Origin of the sequence: Desulfonatronospira sp., from assembly GCA_003563255.1 — a bacterium.
Classification (GTDB): domain Bacteria; phylum Desulfobacterota; class Desulfovibrionia; order Desulfovibrionales; family Desulfonatronovibrionaceae; genus Desulfonatronospira.
Genome location: PWSL01000473.1, coordinates 1 through 2,731, shown reverse-complemented (window position 1 = coordinate 2,731; position 2,731 = coordinate 1). Strand labels below are relative to the sequence as shown.

Sequence of the window (2,731 nt, the reverse complement as noted above, 5' to 3'; positions counted from 1 at the left end):
GAATCCTTTGCCTGACCTGGGAAAAATCCACTGGTCCGGGTTCCACCCTGGGCAAGCCGTATTTCTGCGAATTCTTTATGGTGTGCATGGCTTTTGCCGTATGAATCAGGGTCTTGCTGGGCACGCAGCCGTAATGCAGACAGTCTCCGCCCAGTATACTTTCTTTTTCAATAAGCAGTGTTTTAGCGCCCAGCCTGGCCGCGCCTGACGCAGCAGTAAGACCGGCCGCGCCTCCGCCGATGATTCCTAAATCGTAATCAAATTTATGGGCCATGATTGTTCCTTTTTCTCATTTGTCCTGAACTCAGGACAGGATGCTCCCGCCTCAGGTAAATCCTGTCCCGGCCATGCAGGTATAACAGTGGTCTGCAAGGGCGATGGGAGTACCGGCTAAAGGTTTTCTCTGCATGTCGGTAATATGGGTTTTGCGTCTGTTCATGGGCAGGCCGGCTGCCAGATTAAAATCGCAGTCATACAGATATCCGTCCCAGGATACGCATATAAGGCTTTTGCACATTACCCCCCGGGCAGCGCAGGGATTGAAGGCTGAAGCGAGGCGCTCCAGGTAAGGGTCGAGGTTGCCAGAAGATTTAAGCCATTTTCTAAACCTGCCCAGGGGAACATTGGCAAAACAGTAAAGGTTATTGAAAGTTATACCCCATTTGCGGTGCAGGGTCTGCCTGAATTTTTTCTCAGCCTGTTCCTGTGAGGGAGGGAAAAATGCCCCGGTTGGATTGGATACCAGGTCAAGTACCAGTTCGCATCCATCTTTACCGTAGCCTAGACTATTGAGTCTCTGCAGGGCCTCAATGCTCCTGGCAAAAACCTGGTTCCCTCTCTGGGAATCGGTCTGGCCCTGGTTCAGGGAAGGCAGAGAAGCTACTATAACAGCCCGATTATCTCTGAGAAGCTCCATGAGCTGGTCATTTTGTCTGTTATTCAAGGCGCTTAAATTGGAGCGAAACATGAGTTTTTGTGTGTACTTGCCAAGCTCGGCAATGAGCGTAGAAATATTGGGATTGAGTTCTGGAGCCCCGCCTGTGATGTCTATGGTTTCAAAACTGTTTCTGGCCGCGTATTCAATGACCTGTTCGGCTGTAATCAGGTCCATGCTTTCCAGGCGATAAGGACCGGCTTCCAGATGACAGTGGGCACAGGACTGGTTGCAGACAAGGCCTGTATTGATTTGCAGGCAGGTTGTCTTTTCCCTTGTAAGATTGAGGCCATGCCTGGCCAGAATTTGACTTATTGGTTTGTGGTTTCTGGAAGGAATTTGTTGATTGGTGGAATCTGGAGTATTCATGACCACTTTAAGAGTTAAAAGTTGAATGTCGAAATGACCATAGTGGTTTTGACTGAAGCAGATATTTTTCATCCCTGACTTATCATCAATAATTTTCGCTTTACAGGTCAGCCACTCAGTAAGCAGCCGTATCGTTCAAACTACAACCCTGCTCTGATATTTCTTAAAATTCTCAGCCTGCTCAAAGATCTCCTTGTAAACTTCATCTCTATCCACCGGGGGATAGCCGTGCTCGGCCAGAAGGATGATCAGATCAGCCTTGAGTTCGGCCTTGATGTCGTCACGGCGGTCCCAGTCCGTGTATCTGGCCTTGTCGTCCACAACTTCCTTGACTGCTTTGGATAAAAGGATGAGCTTGTCTTCAGGATAGATGAAATCATATTTCAGGGCCAGGGACTTGAGGATGTCGTAAAAGGCCTTTTCCTCAAAATCAATGCCCAGATCGGCAAAGGACTCCTTTTCCTTTTTCAGGGCCTGATACAGGTCCATGATTTCATCAGTAAAGTCGTCCAGGACACTGCTGACCAGGACATCCTGCTCCCGGCGCTCATTGTACCTGTCCACCAGGGCCTTGAACATTCTGGAGAAATCCGCACCTTTAGCCTTGTTCACTTTTTTGAAATTTTCAATGGCCTTTTTAAGCAGCTGCTGGAGCAGTTTAATTTTGGTGTTGGGCAGTTTTATCTTTTCAATTTTCTTCAGGAAATCTTCATCAAACAGATCAATTTCCTTGCCCCCATCCTGGCTTAGCTTGAAGATTTCCTCCACGCCTTCACTTTGCAGGGCGTCCTTAATCATTTCCCGGACCCGGGCATTCATCTGGGCTGTGTCCGGAGCATCTCCCCTGGTCAGCTTAAACACGATGGAGCGAACAGCAAGATAAAAATGAACCTGGTCGCGCTCATCCAGAGAAAATTCATCGCTTGCGCTACATACGTCATAGGCGGCCTTGAGCCGCTGCACCAGGCCCATAAACCTCTTTTCCATGGGTTCGGTTAGCTGGACAAACTCTGCGGCCATGTTCAGGCAGTGCAGCTGTTCCAGGGCTTTACCGGAAAAATAGGGTGTCTGGTCAAAGGAGTGAAACATCCTGGATAGCAGATCAAGGTGGTCCCTGACCACCACAATGGACTGTTCGATTTCTTCAATGTTGGCCCTGTCGGTTTTGGAATATTGGGCCAGGGCCAGGTTCATCTGCTTTTTGATGCCGATGTAATCCACCACCAGGCCCTTTTGCTTGTCACCGTATCTGCGGTTGACCCTGGAAATGGTCTGGATCAGGGTGTGGCGCTGGACCGGCTTGTCAATATACATGGTATCAAGGGCTGGGACATCAAAACCGGTCAGCCACATGTCCACCAGAATGGCGATCTTGAAGTTGGACTTCTCATTCTTGAACTGACGGTCCAGTTCTTTTTTATATTCCCT

The 2,731-nt window shown here is 49.0% G+C and carries 3 protein-coding genes; all 3 read right to left on the bottom strand.

Going from position 1 to position 2,731, the window contains the following annotated elements:
• A partial coding sequence (locus tag QZP87_RS13940; protein WP_291323530.1) for an FAD-dependent oxidoreductase occupies positions 1 to 274 on the bottom strand: 274 nt, incomplete at its 3' end.
• A gap of 51 nt (positions 275 to 325) precedes the next feature.
• Positions 326 to 1,375 carry an arsenosugar biosynthesis radical SAM (seleno)protein ArsS gene (gene arsS / locus QZP87_RS13935; RefSeq protein ID WP_291323529.1) on the bottom strand — a complete coding sequence of 350 codons (1,050 nt, stop codon included), beginning with the start codon at positions 1,373 to 1,375 and terminating at the stop codon, positions 326 to 328.
• 63 nt (positions 1,376 to 1,438) lie between these two features.
• On the bottom strand, positions 1,439 to 2,731 hold a 1,293-nt coding region (locus QZP87_RS13930), incomplete at its 5' end, for a type I restriction enzyme endonuclease domain-containing protein (protein ID WP_291323528.1).

Excerpts from the sequence above, each read along its gene's own strand:
- arsS (WP_291323529.1), bottom strand. The coding sequence starts at position 1,375 with ATGAAAAATATCTGCTTCAGTCAAAACCACTATGGTCATTTCGACATT.